The following is an 18,878-nucleotide window of genomic DNA, read 5'->3' on the forward strand; positions in this document are numbered from 1 at the left end:
GACAGGGCGCGGGGTGTGCCAGCGCCACAAATCACGCTTTACGTCCAGGCCGACACCCCACCCCGCCCCCGTCCCCGTCCCGGGCCGCTCCCGGCCCCGCTGACGGGAGGGGGTTATCAGCCCGCCCGCGCCAATCCGGCCCGCCCGCGTCAATCCGGCCCGCCCGCGCCAATCCAGCCGTCCGGCGTTTGAGGACCGGGGTCTGGGGCGGAGCCCCAGGGGTCCGGGCGGAGCCCGGGGCCTCGCTTTCAGCCTCGCCGGCGTTTGAGGCGCGGGTCCGGGCCGGCCCGGGGAACGGTGGAAGGGCGGGGCGGGGACTTCGCCCCGCAGGGCGACCCACCCGTGGCCGACGGGGACGCCGAGGACGGCAGCACTGCCCGCGCTGACCGGGGCCCCCGGAGTCGGCTACACCGCCGCGCGCGGCAGGCGGCGTTCCCACGTGCGGTGGAAGAGGACTTCGTCGCCCTCGCGGCACACCACCTCGTTCGACGTGAGGAAGCCGCCCTCGTCGCACGTGATTTCGGAGCGGGTCACCACCGAGACGTCCCAGGCCAGTTCTGGGCGGTGGAGCCGCACCGTCCAGGTGGAGTGGGTCCGGGCCGACAAGGGGTCCGCCTCCTGGATCTCGTAGACCTCCAGCGCGTCCTCGCTGAACTCCAGGCCGTCCGGGTACACCCGGGTGCCGCCGTAGCGGGGGTCGACCTCCAGGCGCCACAGGCCGCGCGCGACGTCCCGTACGACCAGCCGCTCCGGCCGAGGGGCGTCCAGGGTCGCCGGGTAGGAGACCCCTAGTGGCTCCGACTGTTCCGGGGCCTCGAAGAGGATCGGCTCCTCGTCGGAGGACGGGTCGCGGACCGGGAGTTCCACCGCGCTGCCCGCCGGGTCGAGGGTCCAGCCCGCCTCCGAGCCGGCCCGGGGCCAGATCCATGGCCAGTAGGCCGAGGAGAGGGCCAGGCGGATGCGGTGTCCGGGCGGGAAGGAGTGGCCGATGCCGTTCAGGGCGAAGGTCACGTCCTCGTACGAGCCCACCGGCCACGGCGCCGCCTTGTCGCGGCCCTGTCGGGAGGACAGGTTCAGCGCGCCTCGGGTGACCAGGGTGGAGGAGCCGTCCGGGGCCACGTCGCAGAGGCGGGCCACGACCTGGCCGTACGGGACGTCCATGCGCAGGCGCAGGCGGACCACCGGGCGGCCCAGGATCTCCACCGGGCCGGAGCCGTCGCCGACGGGGAACTCGAAGCAGGCCGACTTCGCGTCCTCCTCGCGCTGGTCCGGCGGCAGGTCGGCGTCGTTGCCGAAGGGGAAGAAGCGGCCCGCGTCCACGCCCGTGTGCTGCGGGGAGGCCACGACCACCGGGGAGCCCTGGAAGGCGTAGGTGACGGGGTCGACGTTCGGCGAGGGCCAGGACGGGTCGCCGACCCAGCGGCCCGGCAGGGTCGGGTAGGTGGTCGCGGGCGGGTGCGACTCGGAGATCCAGGAGCGGAGGAGGGGTTCGGACATGACGCCGGTGTCCTTGCCCTTGAGCCAGTGGTCCCACCACCGCAGGGTCTCCTGGAGGAAACCGATCGCGGGGCCCGGGGGCAGTCCCCGGTCGGGGTACTGGTGCGACCAGGGGCCGATCAGGCCGCGGACCCGGTCGGCGGGGAGGGCCGAGACCAGGCGGAGCACCGTGTCGCGGTACGGGTCGTGCCAGCCGCCGACGGCGAGGACGGCCGCGCCGATCGCGCCGTAGTCCTCGCAGACGCTGCCGTGGCGCCAGTACGCGTCGCGGGTCTGGTGGGAGAGCCAGGTGTGGAGGAGGGGTTCCACCGCGCCGAGGCGGGACAGCCATTGGGTCCGCCAGCCCTCGCCCGCGTAGAGGGGGTCCGGGGGGCGGGAGGCGAAGGCGAGCATGGTCGCCGCCCACGCGTGCATGTCCACGGCGAGGAGGGAGCCGCCCATGTAGTGGACGTCGTTGTCGAAGCGGTCGTCCGTGGAGCAGACCGTCACGATCGCCTTGAGGGGTTCCGGGGCGAGTGCGGCGATCTGCAGGCTGTTGAAGCCGCCCCAGGAGATTCCGAACATGCCCACGGAGCCGGTGCACCAGGGCTGGGCCGCCAGCCATTCGACGACTGCGACGCCGTCGGCGAGTTCCTGGGCGTCGTACTCGTCGCCCGGGTCGCCGCCGCTGTTGCCGTGGCCGCGCACGTCGACCCGTACGGAGGCGTAGCCGTGGCCCGCGTACCAGGGGTGGCGCTGCCAGTCGCGCGGGGCGGTCCAGTCGGTGAGGCGGTACGGGAGGTACTCCAGCAGCGCCGGGACGGGCTCGTCGGTGACCGGCCGCCAGATGCGGGCGTAGAGGTGGGTGCCGTCCGGGAGGGGGATCCGGACGTCCTCGTGGGTGGTCCCGTAGGGAAAATCGGTACGGATGATCATCGGAGTTCTCTCGCCCATCTCCTCGGGAGGGTCAGTGGACAGCCGGGGGCAGTGGACAGCAGGGGTCAGTGGACCGGGTGCATCGTGCGCTTGAGCCATGGCGCGAGCGCGATCACGGCCAGTCCCACCGCGACGGCGATGGCGCCGTTGACGCCGAAGTAGGCGGGGTTGGAGACCTGGCCGTAGAGCTTGACGACTTGGGCCTGGATGCCGTTGGCCAGGGCGAGGGAGAGGAACCACAGGGCCATCGTCTGGCTGGCGAACGCCTTGGGGGCGAGCTTCGTGGTGGCCGACATGCCGGAGGTTTCGAGGAGGATGTCGCCGAGGCCGAGCAGCAGGTAGGAGCCGATGATCCACCAGGCGGCCATCTTGTACGTGTCGCCGCTGTGCCCCGAGGTCGGGATGGCCATCAGGAGGAAGGACAGGCCGCCCAGGATCACGCCGATGGCGATCTTGTTGGACGCGTGCGGCTGTTTGTGGCCCATCCGGACCCACAGCGCGGCGACGACCGGGGCCAGGAGCACCTCGAACGCGCCGAGCGCGGAGGCGTACCAGCCGGCCGGGAAGGTGAAGCCGAGGATCTCGGTGCGGGCGTTCGTCGACGCGAGCAGCATCATCGTCGAATACGCCTGGAAGAGGATGAAGTTGAAGGCGACCGAGGCCAGGAAGAGCACGACGTACGGGCGCAGGCGCCCCCGTTCGGCGGCCGTCACCCGGTCGCTCCGGAACATGATCGCGAAGTAGACGATCGGTGCGATCACCGAGATCAGGGTGAGGAGGTCGACGAAGCGGTCCATCGTCAGCCAGCCCACTACCGCCAGAAGAGTGGCGAGCACGGCGAAGATCAGGATCCCGCCGATGATCTTCATCACAGCCGAGCGCATCGCGTCGGGCGCGAGCGCGAACTCGGCGGAGTGCTTGCGTCCCGCCAGGTGGCGGCGGCCGGCCACGTACTGGATCAGGCCCGCGGTCATCCCGATGGCGGCGGCCGAGAAGCCCCAGTGCCAGCCCTGGTGCTCGCCGAGCCAGGCGGTGATCAGGGGACCGGCGAAGGCGCCGATGTTGATGCCCATGTAGTAGAGGGCGAAGCCGGCGTCGCGCCGGTCGTCGTCCGTCCTGTACAGCTTGCCGACCATGCTGGCCACGTTCGGCTTCAGCAGGCCGGTGCCGGCGCTGATCAGGCCGAGGCCCACCCAGGTCATGGCGGCGGTCGGCACGGCCATGGCGTAGTGGCCGCAGGCGATCAGGATGCCGCCCCAGAGCACGGCGCGGTACGAACCGAGGATCCGGTCGGCGAGCCACCCGCCGGCGACGGAGACGAGGTAGACCATGGTCCCGTAGGCCGCCGAGACGGAGGCCGCGGTGCCCGGGTTCATCCCCAGGCCGCCGTTGGCCACCGTGTCCGCGAAGTAGAGGACGAGGATGGCCTGCATGCCCAGGAACGAGAAGCGCTCCCAGACCTCCAGCCCGGAGAGCGTGGCCAGGCCCCTGGGGTGCCCGAGGAAGGCGTGGTCGTCGCCGGGCGGCGGCTGGTCGGCCTCCGGGTCGGAGGAGTCGTCTATATCGGTAGCAGTTCTGGACAAAACGCATTCTCCGGTTGTTTCGGCTGCTCTAGAACATACCGGGGCGGATGGGGCGCTGCCCGGCCGGTACGCGACCGGTACGCGGCCCGTGGCCGGACAGGCGCCCTGGGTGATCGAAAACAGACCCGATACGCTGGCTTGAGTGATGGCAGCGACACATCGACAATCCGTGTGATCGTCAAGGTGATCGTCAGCAGACAGGAGTACCCCTCGTGACCGTCGTCGGGCCGTTCGGACTGAGCGTGCGGGACCAGGCTCTTGAGACCGATGTCCAGGCCGGACTGGCCGCCGTCGAGGCGGGTCTGCTGGAAGCCACCAAGAGCGAAGTCCCCTTCATCACCGAGGCCGCACAGCACCTGGTCCGCGCCGGCGGCAAGCGCTTCCGGCCGCTGCTGGTGATGCTCGCCTCCCGGTTCGGCGATCCCTACGCGCCCGGGATCGTCCCCTCCGCCGTGGTCGTGGAGCTCACCCACCTGGCGACGCTCTACCACGACGACGTCATGGACGAGGCGGACGTGCGCCGCGGCGTGGAGAGCTCCAACGCCCGCTGGGGCAACGCCGTGGCCGTCCTGACGGGTGACTTCCTGTTCGCCCGCGCCTCGCACATCCTGGCGGACCTCGGCCCCGAGGCCGTACGGGTCCAGGCCGAGGCGTTCGAGCGGCTGGTGACGGGCCAGATCCTGGAAACGGCCGGCCCGCGCGACGGCCGCGACCCCGTCGAGCACTACCTCGACGTCATCGCCGGCAAGACCGGCTCGCTGATCGCGGTCTCCGGCCGCTTCGGCGCGATGATGTCCGGCGCCGACGAGGCGGTCGTCGACATCCTGACCCAGTACGGCGAGCGGCTCGGCACCGCCTTCCAGCTCGCCGACGACGTCCTCGACATCGCCTCCGACTCGCACGAGTCCGGCAAGACCCCCGGCACCGACCTGCGCGAGGGCATCCCGACGCTGCCGGTCCTGCGGCTGCGGGAGATGGCGGCCCAGGGCGGCGACCCCGACGACCTGGAGCTCGTACGGCTCCTGGACGGCGACCTGACGGACGACGCCCGGCACGCCGAGGTGCTCGCCCGGCTGCGGGTCCACCCGGCCCTGGAGCAGGCCCGCAAGGACACCGTGCGGTACGCGGAGGAGGCGCGGGCCACGCTGGCCCCGCTGCCCGACTGCTTCGCGAAGTCGGCGCTGGTGGAGCTCTGCGACGCCGTGGTCCACCGCGCGGGCTGACGGCGGAGTCCGCAACACCGAGTGCAGGGGCGAGGGCCCGGCAACCGTTCCTAGCCAGTACGCGTGAGTGAGTCCTGGACCCACTCACGCGTACTGGGCGCATCCCGAACGGTTTTGGATGCACTGGGTCCCCGCTTTCTCTTCCCGCTCGGCGGCACGTCTCTGGGGGCGTGATCCGTTGCGGGTGGGCGGTTTCCCTCACGCCCCTGGGTACCCGGTGCGGCCTGGACGGTCCGATGCCCGTAGCGATCGCTCTGGTCGCTACGGGGCGGTGCTGTCCGACGCCGGATCGGGTGTCCGAGGGCGCGTCGCCCGATCGCGATACCTGCGGCATCGTGACGGGACATCTTTCGGCGCGGGGTGGCCAGCGGCTTCTGCCAGTGCCGGCCTCCCCACTGGGAGGTGTACGCGGGATCGACCGCGACGACGGCGAGGCCGTGCTCAGCGGTCATCGATACGAGTCGGGCCTTGAGCTTGCCGGTCGGGATGCCGGAGATCAGCTGCCGGAAGCGTTTCCTGCCGCCGTGCTTCTCGCGGGTCTTCTCGGTCGTGAAGTCGAGGTCCTCGATAGCGATGGCGTTGACGCCCACTTGCCTGGCCCAGTGCAGTACCTGGGTGATGGCGTGGCGGATCTGCGCGTCGCGGTGATCGGCAGTACCGGACAGGTCGTAGGGGAAGCGCTGTGGCTCGCCCACAGGGTTGCCGTGCGGGTCGAGTTGGTAGGCGGCGAAGTGATCGGCGTTGGTATCGACCCCGACCATGCCCTTCGCGCGTGCCGTGGCGAGCGGGACCGTCTGGACGACGGGGTATTGCCAGGAGGCCGTCAGGTACCAGCGGCCGCGTGCGACGTCCAGGTGGATGCGATAGGCCACGGCCCGGTTCGCTTCGATGCGGTCGGCCCATTCCACGCCCCGATGCGCGAACGCGATCCGGCAGGCCAGGACGTACCGCCCATGTGTGGCGTTGGCCAGGTGTGTGAGAGGGGCGGGCAGTTTGACCGACACCTCGCCGTCGGGGGTGACGCGGATCGTCTCGTTCCCGAACCGCTTCCCGGACTCGCCATCAGCGGCGAGAAACCAGCGTGCGGCTTCCCAGCGGGCACGCCACTGCTCCTCCGTGAGTTGGGCCTCGGCCAGGTTGTGCCGGGTGTTCGCCGGCCGCTTCCCACCCCGCACCACCCGGACCCGACCCGCCCGCCAGTCTGTGAGAGCGGCTTCATGGCGCGCCTCCAGGACGATGAGACGGCGGGACTTGTTGAACCACTCGCTCTTGGAGCGGTATCCGCCCCCAGCCCGCTTGGTGCCCTTCTCCCTGATGGACAGGGACAGGCGATGCTTCAGTGTCTTGATGCCGGCGTCCAGGTTCTGGATGTGCGCGGCCTGGCAGCGGCGGGCGAGTGCCCACTGATCGTGGCTGGCCTTGGTGATCGCCCCCGCGATCCGCGAAGAGGACTCCCCCGTCAGCCCCCGCTTGCGGGCCGCCCACGTGTCGGCGGAGTGGTCGGGGCCGTCCGCGCACCGTTGCTTGAGGTCACGGGAAGCCAGAGCGCCCTGATGCGCGCCCACCAGGTGGAGGACTTCCTCGTCCTCGGTACTCAGGTGCTTGAGGCGGTCGCGTACCGCCACACCGGACGGACCGAGCGCCACAAAGGAGGGAGCGATAGTGCGCAACTTCTTGGCTGGCTCAGCCATCCCCGGCCGCCGCCTCCAGCGTCCTGTGCGCCCGGTTCCTTGCGGAACGCTGTCCGTACAAGCGGGCACGAGACGACGTCAGCGAACTGCCCTCACGGAACCAGCGATACGCATTCTGGGGATGTACACCCCGCGTCTTCGCCGACTCCTTGAGATCCATACACCCGACCGTAACGACACTCACCCACATGGACCATCGCTCACAAGAGTGAACAAATGAACCAGCAGTGCCCTACCCCTAGGGGTGGGGGAGGCCGGGCCCTCGTCATGTCATCCCAGGGGCGTACGCACAGTTGGCTCCGGGGGCTGACGCCGCGACCCCCTCCTCTTTGGTCAGATAGAGCTACATCCCCACCAGATCGGGTGAGAGTGGCGGCGCGGGGTGGACGTGGTCGTGCTTGTCGACGACTGCAAGACGGGTAGGTCGCCGCCGTACACACAGAGGTAGGGCAGACAGACATGGCAACGAACGCAAAGACCCGCAAGGCTGCTCGGTACGCCGTACCGGTCGCGGTGTTCGGTGTGGTCGCCGGCACGATCGCGATGGTTCCGGCCTTCGCGAACGCCGGGGGACCGGACCTTCCGAAGGTGACGGCCCAGCAGCTCATCGAGAAGATCGCGGCCTCGGACGTGCAGCAGCTGTCCGGCAGCGCCAAGATCAGCACGGACCTGGGCCTGCCGAGCCTTCCGGCCGGCCTGCTGGGCGGCGGTGGCGGCGTGACCGGCGGCTCCGCGGACCCGCAGGACAAGCTCGCCCAGCTGGTGAGCGGCACCCACACCTTCCGGGTGGCCGCCGACGGCCCGGACCGCCAGAAGCTGACCTTCGTGGACGGCAAGGACGAGTACAGCCTCGTCCACAACGGCGACGACGTCTGGGGATACGACTCCAAGTCGAAGGAGGTCTTCCACGAGAAGGCGCCCACCGACACGTCGGATGCGGACAAGGGCGGCAAGAGCTCCGAGCGCAAGACCGGCGACGGACTCCCCGCCTCCCCGCAGGAGATCGCCCAGGAGGTCCTGAAGGCCGCCGGACCGACCACCGACGTCAGCGTCGGGGACACGGCCCAGGTGGCCGGGCGCGACGCCTACCAGCTGGTCCTGAAGCCGAAGGGGACCGGTTCGACGGTCTCCTCGGTGAAGATCGCGGTGGACGCGAAGAAGGGCATGCCGCTGCGCGTGCAGGTGCTCTCCACCGACGGCGGCAAGCCGATCGTGGACGCCGGCTTCACCAAGGTGGACTTCTCCAAGCCCGCCGCCGACACCTTCGCCTTCACCCCGCCCAAGGACGCCAAGGTGACCGAGGGCGCGGCTGGCGAGCACGGAAAGGGTGGCAAGGACGGCAAGGACAAGGGTCTGGACGCCCTGGAGGCCATCCCGGGTCTGGGCGGCCTGACGGGCGGCGCCGAGGGCGTCAACGGCGAGCCGAAGGTCCTCGGCGAGGGCTGGACCTCGATCGCCCGGATCGAGACCGGCGCGAACAACACCCTCAAGGGCCTCGACGACGCGGCGAAGGACGAGAACGCGCCGAAGGGCGCCTCGCAGTTCCTCGACGCGCTCGGGGAGAAGGTCTCCGGGAAGTTCGGCGAGGGCCGCGTCCTGAAGACCCGCGTGGTCAACGCGCTGATCACGGACGACGGCAAGGTCTACGTCGGCGCGGTCACCAAGGCCGAGCTGGTGAAGGCGGCCGACGCCAACAAGTAACCGCAGCGGGTGTCCAAGGGTGGGCGGGGACTGTGTCCCTGCCCACCCTTGGGCCGTTCCGGCCCTGTGTACAGCGGCCCCGCTGTACCGTGAAAAGCATGTCGAGACACGTCACCATCCGCCTGGAAGAAGAGTTCCACGAACGCCTGAAGGCGCGTGCGGCGGCCCTGGGCACGACGGTCACCGCTCTGATCACCGAAGTCACGGAACGCGAGCTCGACGAGGACCGGAAGAACTTCCTGTCCGGAATCGAGGAGTTCGCCGACCACTGGGGCTACTTCCAGGAGCGGTTCGGGCATTGAAGATCACCATGGAGTGGGCCTGGACCGCTCTGGCCCACCATCTCCCGTCAGATCCCGCCGTGTGGGATCCCTCCGGAGTGGCCGCCGCCGTGGCCCGCCACCAGAACGACCTCGTCCTGGTCCCCGAACAGCCCGCCCCGGACACCGCGTGGCGGGCCGCCGCGTTTCTGCACACCCTCGCGGTGTGCCCGGCGCTGGAATCCCCGATGAACGAGTTCTACGCCGCCGCCGCCACCCGCTCGTACCTGCGGGTCGCCGGTGCCAAGCAGCTGCCCTCGCCGGAGGAACTCGGCGATCTGGTGGAGGCCGCGAAGCTAGGCCGCGCCGATGTCGCAGCGGTCGCGCAGGAGCTGCGGGCCCGGATCCAGGAACCGCTGTCGGCCTCGCTACGGGGCCTCGCGCAGGACTCGTAGGACACGCGGCACGAACAGTGCAGCGAGGAGCTCCGGCATGATCCCGATCGGATCACACCGGAGCCCCAAAGGACTGGACCACTTGGCGGGTTGGCGTCTTAGAAGGTGATCTTCCAGCTGTTGATGTAGCCGACGTCCTGCGCGGCCACGTCCTTGGCCTGGAGCTTCCACACGCCGTTGGCGACCTCGGAGGAGGCGTTGACCGTGACGGACTTGACGATGTTGTCCGCGCTGCCGCCGGTGCGGTTGTGCAGGTTGTACAGGGTGCCGTCGGGGGCGACCAGGTCGACCACCAGATCACCGATGTAGGGGTGGACGATGTTCACGTCGACCTTGGTGGTGGCCGGGGCGTTGCCCGTGACGCCCGAGACCGTGATCGGCGAGTTCACCGCGGCGGCCGGGGAGTCCGGGATGTTCACGTCGGCCGTGTTCTCGAAGGACGGGCCCGGCGGGACCGGGACGGCGAACCCGAGGTTCCAGATCGCGTAGGCGATGGCGTCGGAGTTGCGGTCCAGGGCGGTGTCGTTGATGTTCGACGTGTTGTCGCAGGAGGAGTGGTAGCAGCGGTCGAAGGCCTGACCGGAGGTGCCGCCCCACTTCTGCGCCTGGGCCGCCGACTTTGTGTTGCTGGCGCCGGTGAACAGGCCGCCGACGGGGATGCCGACGTTCTTGAAGGACGCGTGGTCGGAGCGGCCGTCGCCCTCGGTCTCGATCTCCGTGGGGACGCCGAGGCCCGCGTAGTAGTTCTTGAAGGTCTGCTCGATCGTCGGGTCGTCGTCGTAGACGAAGTAGCCCGGGTTCGGCGAGCCGATCATGTCGAAGTTCAGGTACCCGGCGAACTTCGCCCGCTCGGCGGTCGGCAGGCTGTTGACGTAGGCCTTCGACCCGATCAGGCCGAGCTCCTCCGCGCCCCACCAGCCGAAGCGCAGGTGCTTCGTGGGCGTGAGGCCGGCCCGGGAGACGGCGAGCGCGGTTTCCAGCACGGCCGCGCTGCCGGAGCCGTTGTCGTTGATGCCCGCGCCGGAGGTCACCGAGTCGAGGTGCGCGCCGGACATCAGGACCGAGCCCGGGTCGCCGCCCGGCCAGTCGGCGATCAGGTTGTAGCCGGTGGCGCCGCCGGAGGTGAAGGTCTGCAGGCTGGTCGTGAAACCGGCCGCGTCCAGCTTGGCCTTCACGTAGTCGATCGAGGCCTTGTAACCGGCCCTGCCGTGGGCGCGGTTGCCGCCGTTGGCGGTGGCGATCGACTGCAACTGCGTCAGGTGCGCCTTGACGTTGGCGAGCGGGATGTCGGGCGGCGTGGGCGCCGCGGCGACCGAGGCCGGCGAGGCGAGCGCAGCGGGGGCGGTGGCGGCGAACAGGCCGGCGACCGCGAAGGCGGTCACGGTGGCGAGGCGCCGGGAGACGGACAGGCTCATGTGGGGGCTCCGGGATTCCGTACTGGGGATGTGTGCGGAAACGTGCGGGGTAGAACAAGTGAGCAACGTGCGTCAGTGCGAGCCTGATGGTCAGCGAGAGCATGACAGTCCGTCAAGACCTCAATCCGGTCACACCCGTTCGGAAAGCGGACGGAGCCGCCTGTGGGGCCGGGGCGGGAGCACACTGGGGGGATGAATGTGAACGAAGAGACCCGTGCGGCGGTCGTCGAGGCGCAGTGGCTCGGCGCGCGGCGGGCATGGGCGGACCGCCTGGAGCGCCTGGAGCACCTCGGTCCGAAGGTCTGGCACCTCGGCACCATCGCGGTGCTGGATGCGGCCCACGAGGACCCGGTTCTACGGCAGCTCTACCCGTACACGAGCCATTGCCACGTGCACTTCAGCAGCACGACCCGCTTCCCCTACGAGGTGGCGGTCCCCTTCGTGATCCCGCTGCCCGACGGGCGGTTCCGCGTCGTGCGGCGCGATCCCGCCGGGGAGGTCGGCGAGGTCGCCACGGCCGGGGAGGCCGTGGACCTGGTGGTCGCGCACGTACCGCCGGGCCTCCGGCTCGCCACCACGGGGCTGCCGATGGAGGGGTAGGCCCGGGGCGGAGGGGGAGGTGCGGGAGGGGAGGTGCGGGAGGGGGCGGAGGGGGTGCAGGGAGCGGGGACATGCGGACGGGCGCGTCCGAAGACGCGCCCGTCGATGCTCCGAGCGGTGTTACGCGCTCTCGCGCGCCGGGGTCGGGAGAGGGTTCGGGAGAGGGTTCGGGAGGGGGCTCGCGAGGGGGCTCGGCAGGGACGCCGACAGGGCCTCCAGGCGCAGGGCCCGGGAGCGGCGGGCGGTGCGCAGGGCGTCCCAGGTGAGGATCGAGAGGGCGACCCAGACCAGGGAGAAGCCGGCCCAGCGCGCGGGCGGCATGGCCTCGTGGAAGTACAGGACGCCGAGGCCGAACTGGAAGACCGGGGCCATGTACTGGAGCAGCCCGAGCGTGGACAGCGGGACCCGGATCGCGGCCGCGCCGAAGCAGATCAGCGGGATCGCGGTGACCAGCCCGGCCGAGGCCAGCAGGGCGGCGTGCCCCGGGCCCTGGGTGGTGAAGGTGGACTCGCCCTGCGAGCCGAGCCACAGCAGGTAGCCGAGGGCGGGCAGGAACATGATCACGGTCTCGGCGGTCAGCGACTCCAGGCCGCCCATGCCGAGCTGCTTCTTGATCAGCCCGTACAGGGCGAAGGAGAAGGCCAGGATCAGCGAGATCCACGGCGGCCGGCCGTATCCGACGGCGAGGACCAGCACGGCGGTGACGGCGATCGCGACCGCCGCCCACTGCGTGCGGCGCAGGCGCTCGCCGAGGACCAGAACGCCGAGCGCGATGGTGACCAGGGGGTTGATGAAGTAGCCGAGGCTCGCCTCGACGACCGCGCCGTTGTTGACGGCCCAGATGTAGACGCCCCAGTTCACGGTGACCAGGGCGGCGGCCACCCCGGTGAGGGCGAGCTTGCGCGGCTGGCGCAGCAGCTCCGCCATCCATCCCCAGCGCCGCAGGACCAGCAGCGCCAGGCCGACCACGGCCAGGGACCACACCATGCGGTGGGCGAGGATCTCGATCGCTCCGGCGGGCTGGAGGAGCGGCCAGAAGAGGGGCACGATCCCCCACATTCCGTACGAGGCGAAGCCGTAGAGCAACCCCGCGCGCTGGTCGTTCTCTGCCTTCAAGGGACCTCCAGAGCTACTTCAAGCCAACCTGACGACGGTAGCGCCGAGCACGCCGAAAGTCATTAGCGTTCGACGAGATGCTCATGACACTTCGGTGTCCGCGGGTCGGCCGGGACACGACGAAGCCCGGACCCTCCTGCGGGTCCGGGCTTCGAAGGCGTGCGGTGGCCGGCCGGCCGGACGGCTCAGCCGACGACGGTCCAGGTGTCGTTCCCGCTCAGCAGCGCGCCCAGGTCGCCCTTGCCGCTGCGGTCCACGGCCGTCTCCAGCTGTTCGGCCATGAGCGTGTCGTAGACGGGCCGCCGCACGTTGCGGAACACCCCGATGGGCGTCTGGTGCAGCGTGTCGGGGTCGGCCAGCCGGGACAGCGCGAACGCGTTGGTCGGGGAGGCCGAGGAGGCGTCGTGGACCAGGATCCGGGACTCGTTCTCGGGGGTCACGGTCACGACCTCCAGGTCGCCGGTGGCCACGTCGCGCACGACGCCCTTGGCGTTGTCCGTGCCGAAGCGGATCGGCTGCCCCTGCTCCAGCCTGATCACGGCCTCCTGGGCCTGCTCGCGGTCCTTGAGGACCTCGAAGGCGCCGTCGTTGAAGATGTTGCAGTTCTGGTAGATCTCCACCAGCGCCGTGCCCTCGTGGTCGGCCGCCGCGCGCAGCACCTCGGTGAGGTGCTTGCGGTCGGAGTCGACCGTACGGGCCACGAAGGAGGCCTCCGCGCCGATCGCCAGCGAGACCGGGTTGAAGGGCGCGTCCAGCGAGCCCATCGGGGTCGACTTGGTGATCTTGCCGACCTCGGAGGTGGGGGAGTACTGCCCCTTGGTCAGCCCGTAGATCCGGTTGTTGAACAGCAGGATCTTGAGGTTGACGTTGCGCCGCAGGGCGTGGATCAGGTGGTTTCCGCCGATGGACAGCGCGTCCCCGTCACCGGTGACGACCCAGACCGACAGGTCGCGGCGCGAAGTGGCCAGCCCCGTGGCGATGGCCGGGGCGCGGCCGTGGATCGAGTGCATCCCGTAGGTGTCCATGTAGTACGGGAAGCGCGAGGAGCAGCCGATGCCGGAGACGAAGACGATGTTCTCCTTCGCCAGCCCCAGCTCGGGCATGAAGCCCTGGACGGCTGCGAGCACCGCGTAGTCGCCGCAGCCGGGACACCAGCGGACCTCCTGGTCCGACTTGAAGTCCTTCATCGACTGCTTGGCGGCCGCCTTGGGCACCAGCGAGAGCAGGGAGGGGCTGTCGGTCACCTCAGCCATTGATGGCCTCCTTGAGATGGTTGGCGAGCTGCTCGGCCTTGAACGGCATGCCGTTCACCTGGTTGTACGACGCCGCGTCGACCAGGTACTTCGCCCTCAGGAGGGTCGCGAGCTGCCCGAGGTTCATCTCCGGCACCACTACCTTGTCGTAACGCTTCAGGACCTCTCCCAGATTCCTCGGGAAGGGGTTGAGGTGGCGCAGGTGGGCCTGCGCGATGGGGATCCCGGCGATCCGCAGCCGCCGTACGGCCGCCGTGATCGGCCCGTACGTCGAGCCCCAGCCGATCACCAGGGCCCGCGCGCCGTCCGGGTCGTCGACCTCCAGGTCGGGGACCTCGATGCCGTCGATCTTGGCCTGGCGGGTGCGGACCATGAACTCGTGGTTGGCCGGGTCGTACGAGATGTTGCCCGTGCCGTCCTGCTTCTCGATGCCGCCGATCCGGTGCTCCAGCCCCGGCGTGCCCGGGACCGCCCACGGGCGGGCCAGGGTCTGCGGATCGCGCTTGTACGGCCAGAAGACCTCGGTGCCGTCCGCGAGCTCGTGGTTCGGTCCGGAGGCGAACTGGACCTTCAGGTCCGGCAGGTCCGCCACGTCCGGGATCCGCCAGGGCTCGGAGCCGTTGGCGAGGTACCCGTCGGAGAGCAGGAACACCGGGGTCCGGTAGGTCAGCGCGATCCGGGCCGCGTCCAGCGCGGCGTCGAAGCAGTCCGCCGGCGTGCGCGGGGCCACGATCGGCACCGGGGCCTCGCCGTTGCGCCCGTACATCGCCTGGAGCAGGTCGGCCTGCTCGGTCTTGGTCGGCAGACCCGTCGACGGGCCGCCGCGCTGGATGTCCACGATCAGCAGCGGCAGCTCCAGGGAGACCGCCAGCCCGATCGTCTCGGACTTCAGGGCCACGCCCGGGCCGGAGGTGGTGGTCACGGCGAGCGCGCCGCCGAAGGCCGCGCCCAGCGCCGCGCCGATGCCGGCGATCTCGTCCTCGGCCTGGAAGGTGCGTACGCCGAAGTTCTTGTGCCGGCTCAGCTCGTGCAGGATGTCCGAGGCCGGGGTGATCGGGTACGAGCCCAGGTAGAGCGGCAGATCGGCCTGCTGGCCCGCCGCGATCAGCCCGTAGGACAGGGCGAGGTTCCCCGAGATGTTGCGGTAGGTGCCGGGCGGGAAGGCGCGGGTGGCCGGGGCCACCTCGTAGGAGACGGCGAAGTCCTCGGTGGTCTCGCCGAAGTTCCAGCCGGCCCGGAAGGCGGTGACGTTCGCCTCCGCGATCTGGGGCTTCTTCGCGAACTTCTGCCGCAGGAAGGTCTCGGTGCCCTCGGTGGGCCGGTGGTACATCCAGGACAGCAGCCCGAGCGCGAACATGTTCTTGCTGCGCTCGGCCTCCTTGCGGGAGAGCCCGAAGTCCTTCAGCGCCTCGACGGTGAGGCTGGTCAGCGGCACCGGGTGGACGTTGTAGGCGTCCAGCGAGCCGTCTTCCAGCGGGGAGGTCTCGTAGCCGACCTTGGCCATCGGGCGCTTGGTGAACTCGTCGGTGTTGACGATGATCTCCGCGCCGCGCGGCACGTCCGCGATGTTCGCCTTCAGCGCCGCCGGGTTCATCGCCACCAGGACGTTCGGGGCGTCGCCCGGCGTCAGGATGTCGTGGTCGGCGAAGTGCAGCTGGAAGGACGACACACCGGGGAGGGTGCCTGCGGGCGCCCTGATCTCGGCCGGGAAGTTCGGGAGCGTCGAGAGGTCGTTGCCGAAGGAGGCGGTCTCCGAGGTGAAACGGTCACCGGTGAGCTGCATTCCGTCACCGGAGTCACCCGCGAAGCGGATGATCACCCGATCGAGGCGGCGTACTTCCTTCGTCCCGGCGCCCCCGGCGGGTCCGGTGTCTCCACCGTGGGCGCCGTGGCCCGGGGAGTCACCGTTCGGGCCCGGGGACGTCCGCTGCTCGCCGACGACTGCGCCTTCGGCCCCGTCGGACTGTTCGGCTGGGCTACTGACCTGGCTGGTCACTGAACTGGACCTCCTTCGAGGCGTGAGCACTGCCCGATTCCCACCCTACGTCCGTAGGGATCCGTTCCCCGGGGTGCTCATTTTCTGGACCGCCCCTTCGGCGGTCTGTCCGAATCCGGCCTTACCTGACAGAGTGTCAGTTGATCAAGATCTTAGGTAGGTGAGAACGGCCAGCACGCGCCGGTGATCCCCGTCACTGGGTGACAGGCCCAGCTTCATGAAGATGTTGCTGACGTGCTTCTCCACCGCGCCGTCGCTCACCACCAGCTGCTTGGCCACCGCGGAATTGGTCCGCCCCTCGGCCATCAGCCCGAGCACCTCGCGCTCGCGCGGGGTCAGCCCCGCCAGCACGTCCTGCTTGCGGCTGCGGCCGAGCAGCTGCGCGACGACCTCCGGGTCCAGGGCGGTACCGCCCCGGGCGACGCGGACGACGGCGTCGAGGAACTCGCGCACATCGGCCACCCGGTCCTTCAGCAGGTACCCCACCCCGGTACTGGACCCGGCCAGCAGTTCGGTGGCGTACTGCTCCTCCACGTACTGGGACAGCACGAGCACACCTATGCCGGGGTGATCGCGCCGCAGCCGTACGGCGGCCCGTACGCCCTCGTCGGTGTGTGTGGGCGGCATCCGCACGTCGGCGACCACCACGTCCGGCAGCGCGTTCTCGGCCGCCAGCTCCGCCACCGTCTTGATCAGGGCTTCCGCGTCCCCGACGCCCGCGACGACGTCATGCCCCCGGTCGGTCAGCAACCGGGTCAGGCCCTCACGCAGCAGCACTGAATCCTCGGCGATGACCACCCGCACCCTGTCTTCCACGACTTCGCTGCTCCCGCGTCCGCTCATGCCCCGTGTTTCCCTGACTCAGCCAAGCATCCCAGTCTTGAGCCCGGATATATCCGGAGCGCGATCAACGCGTGCCCCCGTACCGGCTGTTTTCGGCCCTGGGCGCCCCACTGAGCCACCCCCGTCCCCAAGTCAGGGCTTTGGCCCCCGCCGAGCAGGGGCCGAACGGCACCGGGGTGGGGGCGACGGGAGGACATGACATGTGACCGCACGGCTGCTCCCGGGGCGGGGCATCCGTGCGGTCACGCCACGACACGACACGTCACGTCATCGGAGGGTGCGTTTCAGGCGGTGGCGGTCCGCCAGGGGAGTTCCGCGGTCACGGTCGTGCCGCCACCGGCGGGGGAGTCCACGACGAGCACCCCGTCCACGGCGTCGAGCCGCTCGGCCAGCCCCGCCAGTCCCGATCCGGCCACCGCGTCGGCCCCGCCGACACCGTCGTCGGCCACCTGGATCAGCAGCCGCTCGCCCGACTTCCACACGTCGACCCCGGCCGTACGGGCCCTCGCGTGCTTGCTCACGTTCTGCAGCAGCTCCGACACCGTGAAGTACGCGATCCCCTCGATCGCCGCCGCCGGCCGCGAGGGCAGGTCCACGGCCACCCGTACGGGCACCGCGCACCGCGAGGCCACCGAGGACAGGGCCGCGTCCAGCCCCCGGTCGGTCAGCACCGCCGGGTGGATCCCGCGGGCCAGGTCCCGCAGCTCCTGCAGAGCGATCTTCACTTCGCCGTGCGCCTCGTCCACCATGCGGGCGGCGGCCCGCGGGTCCTCCGTCAGCTTCTCCTTCGCCAGCCCCAGGTCCATGGCCAGCGCCACCAGCCGCGCCTGCGCCCCGTCGTGCAGATCGCGCTCGATGCGCCGCAGGTCGGCCGCCGCGGTGTCGACCACGACACCCCGGTCGGACTCCAGCTCGCTGACCCGGTGCGCGAGCCGTGACGGCCCGAGCAGCCCGCAGACGAGCACCCGGTCCACGGTGGTCAGGGCGCGGACCACCCAGGGGGTGGCGAGGGTGAGGGCGAGCCCGGTCGCGCAGGTCGCCGCGATCGCGAGCGGGGAGTCCAGGTAGAAGGCGTAGTCGTCGTTCTGGAAGAGCTGCAGCCCCGGCTGGTCGGTGAACGCCGGGAACACCCAGAACCAGAGCGGGTAGAGCAGCATGGCCCACCCGTAGGCCCAGAACGTCAGGGCCACGCAGAAGGCGAACACCGCCCACGGGAAGTGGATCACCGAGTACAGCACGTGCCGCCAGGCGCTCCCGCTCTTGAGCAGCGCCCCCATCCGGGCGATCGCCCCGCCCTTCTCCGCCCGGATCGGCGCGGGCTCGGCGATGTCGTGGCCGAGCATCCCGCGCACCCGGGCCCGCTCCACCCGCCCGAACCCGCGGCACATGGCCAGCACCCCGGCCAGCACCGGGACCCCGAGGAAGGTGACGAGCAGCCCGGCGCCGAGGCTGACGCCGGTGATGGCGAGCGAGAAGTACAGGGTGCTGAGCGGCAGCCCGAGCATCAGGTACCCGAACTCCCGCCAGGTCCGCCCCTCGAAGGGAGCCCGCACCACCCTGCCGAACCCGCTGCCGCTGTGTGCGCCGCTACCCATATCGCCAACCCGCCCTTCATCCACTGTGTCCCCCCACCCTCCCGCCCACCCCCCTGCCGCAACCATCCGGCAGGTCGGCCTCTCCCCCGGGGGGTTAACCCCACCCCACCCGCCGCGGGGGGCGGGGCGGGGGCGGGGGCAGCGCCCAGGGCCAGCGGCCGGGGCCTGGCCGGGGTCCCGCCCCGGAGCCGCCCCAGGGTCCCGGCCCGCGGTCCCGGCCGTCCCGGGGTCCCGGGGTCCCGGCCCCGGGGGCCCGGCCCCGGTCCCGCCGCGACGGCCATCGGAGCCGCTGACCGGAGGAGGCCAGGGCCAGCGGCCGGGGGCCGGGGCCAGGCCGGGATCACCGCCCGGGGTCGCCCCGGGGTCCTCGTCCCGCGGTCCCGGCCCCGGTCCCCCCGCCACGGCCATCGGAGCCGCTGACCGGAGGCCAAGCCGAGCCCCCTACCCACCCTTCGCCCGTTCCCTGGGCTCCGCCCAGACCCACGCCTCAAACGCCGGCGGGGCTGGATCGCCCTGCATGGTGATCCAGCCCCAACGGCCCGCAAGCCCAGACGGGCGCAACCAATCCAGGCCCGACGCCCGCACGCACAAACCTGCGCAGCAAACCCAGCCGCAACGGCCCGCACGCGTAAACGGGCGCAGCCAAAACCAGGCCGCTACGGCCCGTACGTGCAGATCGGCGCGGCCAAGATCCGGCCCCCACGGCCCGTACATGCAGATCGGCGCGGCCAAGAT

The 18,878-nt window shown here is 70.7% G+C and carries 14 protein-coding genes; 5 read left to right on the forward strand and 9 right to left on the reverse strand.

Translation table 11 applies throughout. The features are described from left to right. Window positions 1-405: 405 nt before the first annotated feature. Together MTF69_RS11565 and MTF69_RS11570 are read right to left on the reverse strand one after the other, a co-directional pair. Window positions 406-2,412 (reverse strand): CocE/NonD family hydrolase, encoded by a 2,007-nt coding sequence (locus MTF69_RS11565; protein ID WP_243333820.1) that lies wholly within the window; start codon window positions 2,410-2,412, stop codon window positions 406-408. A gap of 65 nt (window positions 2,413-2,477) precedes the next feature. Further along, window positions 2,478-3,995, reverse strand: a complete 1,518-nt coding sequence (locus MTF69_RS11570) for a peptide MFS transporter (protein WP_243333272.1) — start codon at window positions 3,993-3,995, stop codon at window positions 2,478-2,480. Window positions 3,996-4,207: 212 nt separating this feature from the next. Between MTF69_RS11570 and MTF69_RS11575 the strand changes: the two genes are divergently transcribed. Next, window positions 4,208-5,218 carry a polyprenyl synthetase family protein gene (locus tag MTF69_RS11575; RefSeq protein WP_243333274.1) on the forward strand — a complete coding sequence of 337 codons (1,011 nt, stop codon included), beginning with the start codon at window positions 4,208-4,210 and terminating at the stop codon, window positions 5,216-5,218. Between the two features lie 50 nt (window positions 5,219-5,268). Here MTF69_RS11575 and MTF69_RS11580 read toward each other — a convergent pair whose 3' ends face one another. Continuing rightward, window positions 5,269-6,909 (reverse strand): IS200/IS605 family accessory protein TnpB-related protein, encoded by a 1,641-nt coding sequence (locus MTF69_RS11580; RefSeq protein ID WP_243333276.1) that lies wholly within the window; start codon window positions 6,907-6,909, stop codon window positions 5,269-5,271. Between the two features lie 459 nt (window positions 6,910-7,368). On the opposite strand from MTF69_RS11580, the gene MTF69_RS11585 reads away from it, so the two are divergent. From MTF69_RS11585 to MTF69_RS11595, 3 genes are all read left to right on the forward strand, one after another. Further along, window positions 7,369-8,610 (forward strand): sigma-E factor regulatory protein RseB domain-containing protein, encoded by a 1,242-nt coding sequence (locus MTF69_RS11585; protein WP_243333278.1) that lies wholly within the window; start codon window positions 7,369-7,371, stop codon window positions 8,608-8,610. 98 nt (window positions 8,611-8,708) lie between these two features. Then, entirely contained in the window at window positions 8,709-8,912 is a 204-nt protein-coding gene (locus MTF69_RS11590; protein WP_239516343.1) for a ribbon-helix-helix domain-containing protein, read from the forward strand. Next, complete coding sequence (locus MTF69_RS11595; RefSeq protein ID WP_243333280.1) at window positions 8,909-9,325, forward strand: hypothetical protein; 417 nt, start codon at window positions 8,909-8,911, stop codon at window positions 9,323-9,325. The genes MTF69_RS11590 and MTF69_RS11595 overlap by 4 nt, the downstream gene beginning before the upstream one ends. 98 nt (window positions 9,326-9,423) lie before the next feature. On the opposite strand, the gene MTF69_RS11600 is transcribed toward MTF69_RS11595, so the two are convergent. Continuing rightward, entirely contained in the window at window positions 9,424-10,740 is a 1,317-nt protein-coding gene (locus tag MTF69_RS11600; protein ID WP_243333281.1) for a M28 family metallopeptidase, read from the reverse strand. A gap of 192 nt (window positions 10,741-10,932) precedes the next feature. Here MTF69_RS11600 and MTF69_RS11605 point away from each other — a divergent pair, with 192 nt between their 5' ends. After that, complete coding sequence (locus MTF69_RS11605; protein ID WP_243333283.1) at window positions 10,933-11,340, forward strand: DUF6193 family natural product biosynthesis protein; 408 nt, start codon at window positions 10,933-10,935, stop codon at window positions 11,338-11,340. Window positions 11,341-11,460: 120 nt separating this feature from the next. Here the strand turns inward: MTF69_RS11605 and rarD are convergent, their stop codons facing one another. The 5 genes from rarD to MTF69_RS11630 form a co-directional block, all read right to left on the reverse strand. Next, entirely contained in the window at window positions 11,461-12,456 is a 996-nt protein-coding gene (gene rarD / locus MTF69_RS11610; RefSeq protein ID WP_243333285.1) for an EamA family transporter RarD, read from the reverse strand. A gap of 185 nt (window positions 12,457-12,641) precedes the next feature. Then, window positions 12,642-13,709, reverse strand: coding sequence for a 2-oxoacid:ferredoxin oxidoreductase subunit beta (locus MTF69_RS11615; protein ID WP_243333287.1), 1,068 nt, complete (start codon window positions 13,707-13,709; stop codon window positions 12,642-12,644). Next, window positions 13,702-15,705 (reverse strand): 2-oxoacid:acceptor oxidoreductase subunit alpha, encoded by a 2,004-nt coding sequence (locus tag MTF69_RS11620; RefSeq protein WP_243333289.1) that lies wholly within the window; start codon window positions 15,703-15,705, stop codon window positions 13,702-13,704. The genes MTF69_RS11615 and MTF69_RS11620 overlap by 8 nt, the downstream gene beginning before the upstream one ends. 144 nt (window positions 15,706-15,849) lie before the next feature. Next, window positions 15,850-16,509 (reverse strand): response regulator transcription factor, encoded by a 660-nt coding sequence (locus tag MTF69_RS11625; protein ID WP_308313410.1) that lies wholly within the window; start codon window positions 16,507-16,509, stop codon window positions 15,850-15,852. A 323-nt stretch (window positions 16,510-16,832) separates the two neighbouring features. After that, window positions 16,833-18,143 carry a sensor histidine kinase gene (locus MTF69_RS11630; RefSeq protein ID WP_243333292.1) on the reverse strand — a complete coding sequence of 437 codons (1,311 nt, stop codon included), beginning with the start codon at window positions 18,141-18,143 and terminating at the stop codon, window positions 16,833-16,835. Between the last annotated feature and the right edge of the window lie 735 nt (window positions 18,144-18,878).

Source organism: Streptomyces sp. AP-93, from assembly GCF_022808175.1.
In the GTDB taxonomy this organism is placed as follows: domain Bacteria; phylum Actinomycetota; class Actinomycetes; order Streptomycetales; family Streptomycetaceae; genus Streptomyces.

What these genes read in the sequence shown, in the direction of transcription:
- MTF69_RS11565 (WP_243333820.1), bottom strand. Translation starts at nt 2,412, where the DNA reads ATGATCATCCGTACCGATTTTCCCTACGGGACCACCCACGAGGACGTC.
- MTF69_RS11580 (WP_243333276.1), bottom strand. Translation starts at nt 6,909, where the DNA reads ATGGCTGAGCCAGCCAAGAAGTTGCGCACTATCGCTCCCTCCTTTGTG.
- MTF69_RS11585 (WP_243333278.1), top strand. Translation starts at nt 7,369, where the DNA reads ATGGCAACGAACGCAAAGACCCGCAAGGCTGCTCGGTACGCCGTACCG.
- MTF69_RS11590 (WP_239516343.1), top strand. Translation starts at nt 8,709, where the DNA reads ATGTCGAGACACGTCACCATCCGCCTGGAAGAAGAGTTCCACGAACGC.
- MTF69_RS11600 (WP_243333281.1), bottom strand. Translation starts at nt 10,740, where the DNA reads ATGAGCCTGTCCGTCTCCCGGCGCCTCGCCACCGTGACCGCCTTCGCG.
- MTF69_RS11605 (WP_243333283.1), top strand. Translation starts at nt 10,933, where the DNA reads ATGAATGTGAACGAAGAGACCCGTGCGGCGGTCGTCGAGGCGCAGTGG.
- MTF69_RS11615 (WP_243333287.1), bottom strand. Translation starts at nt 13,709, where the DNA reads ATGGCTGAGGTGACCGACAGCCCCTCCCTGCTCTCGCTGGTGCCCAAG.
- MTF69_RS11630 (WP_243333292.1), bottom strand. Translation starts at nt 18,143, where the DNA reads ATGGGTAGCGGCGCACACAGCGGCAGCGGGTTCGGCAGGGTGGTGCGG.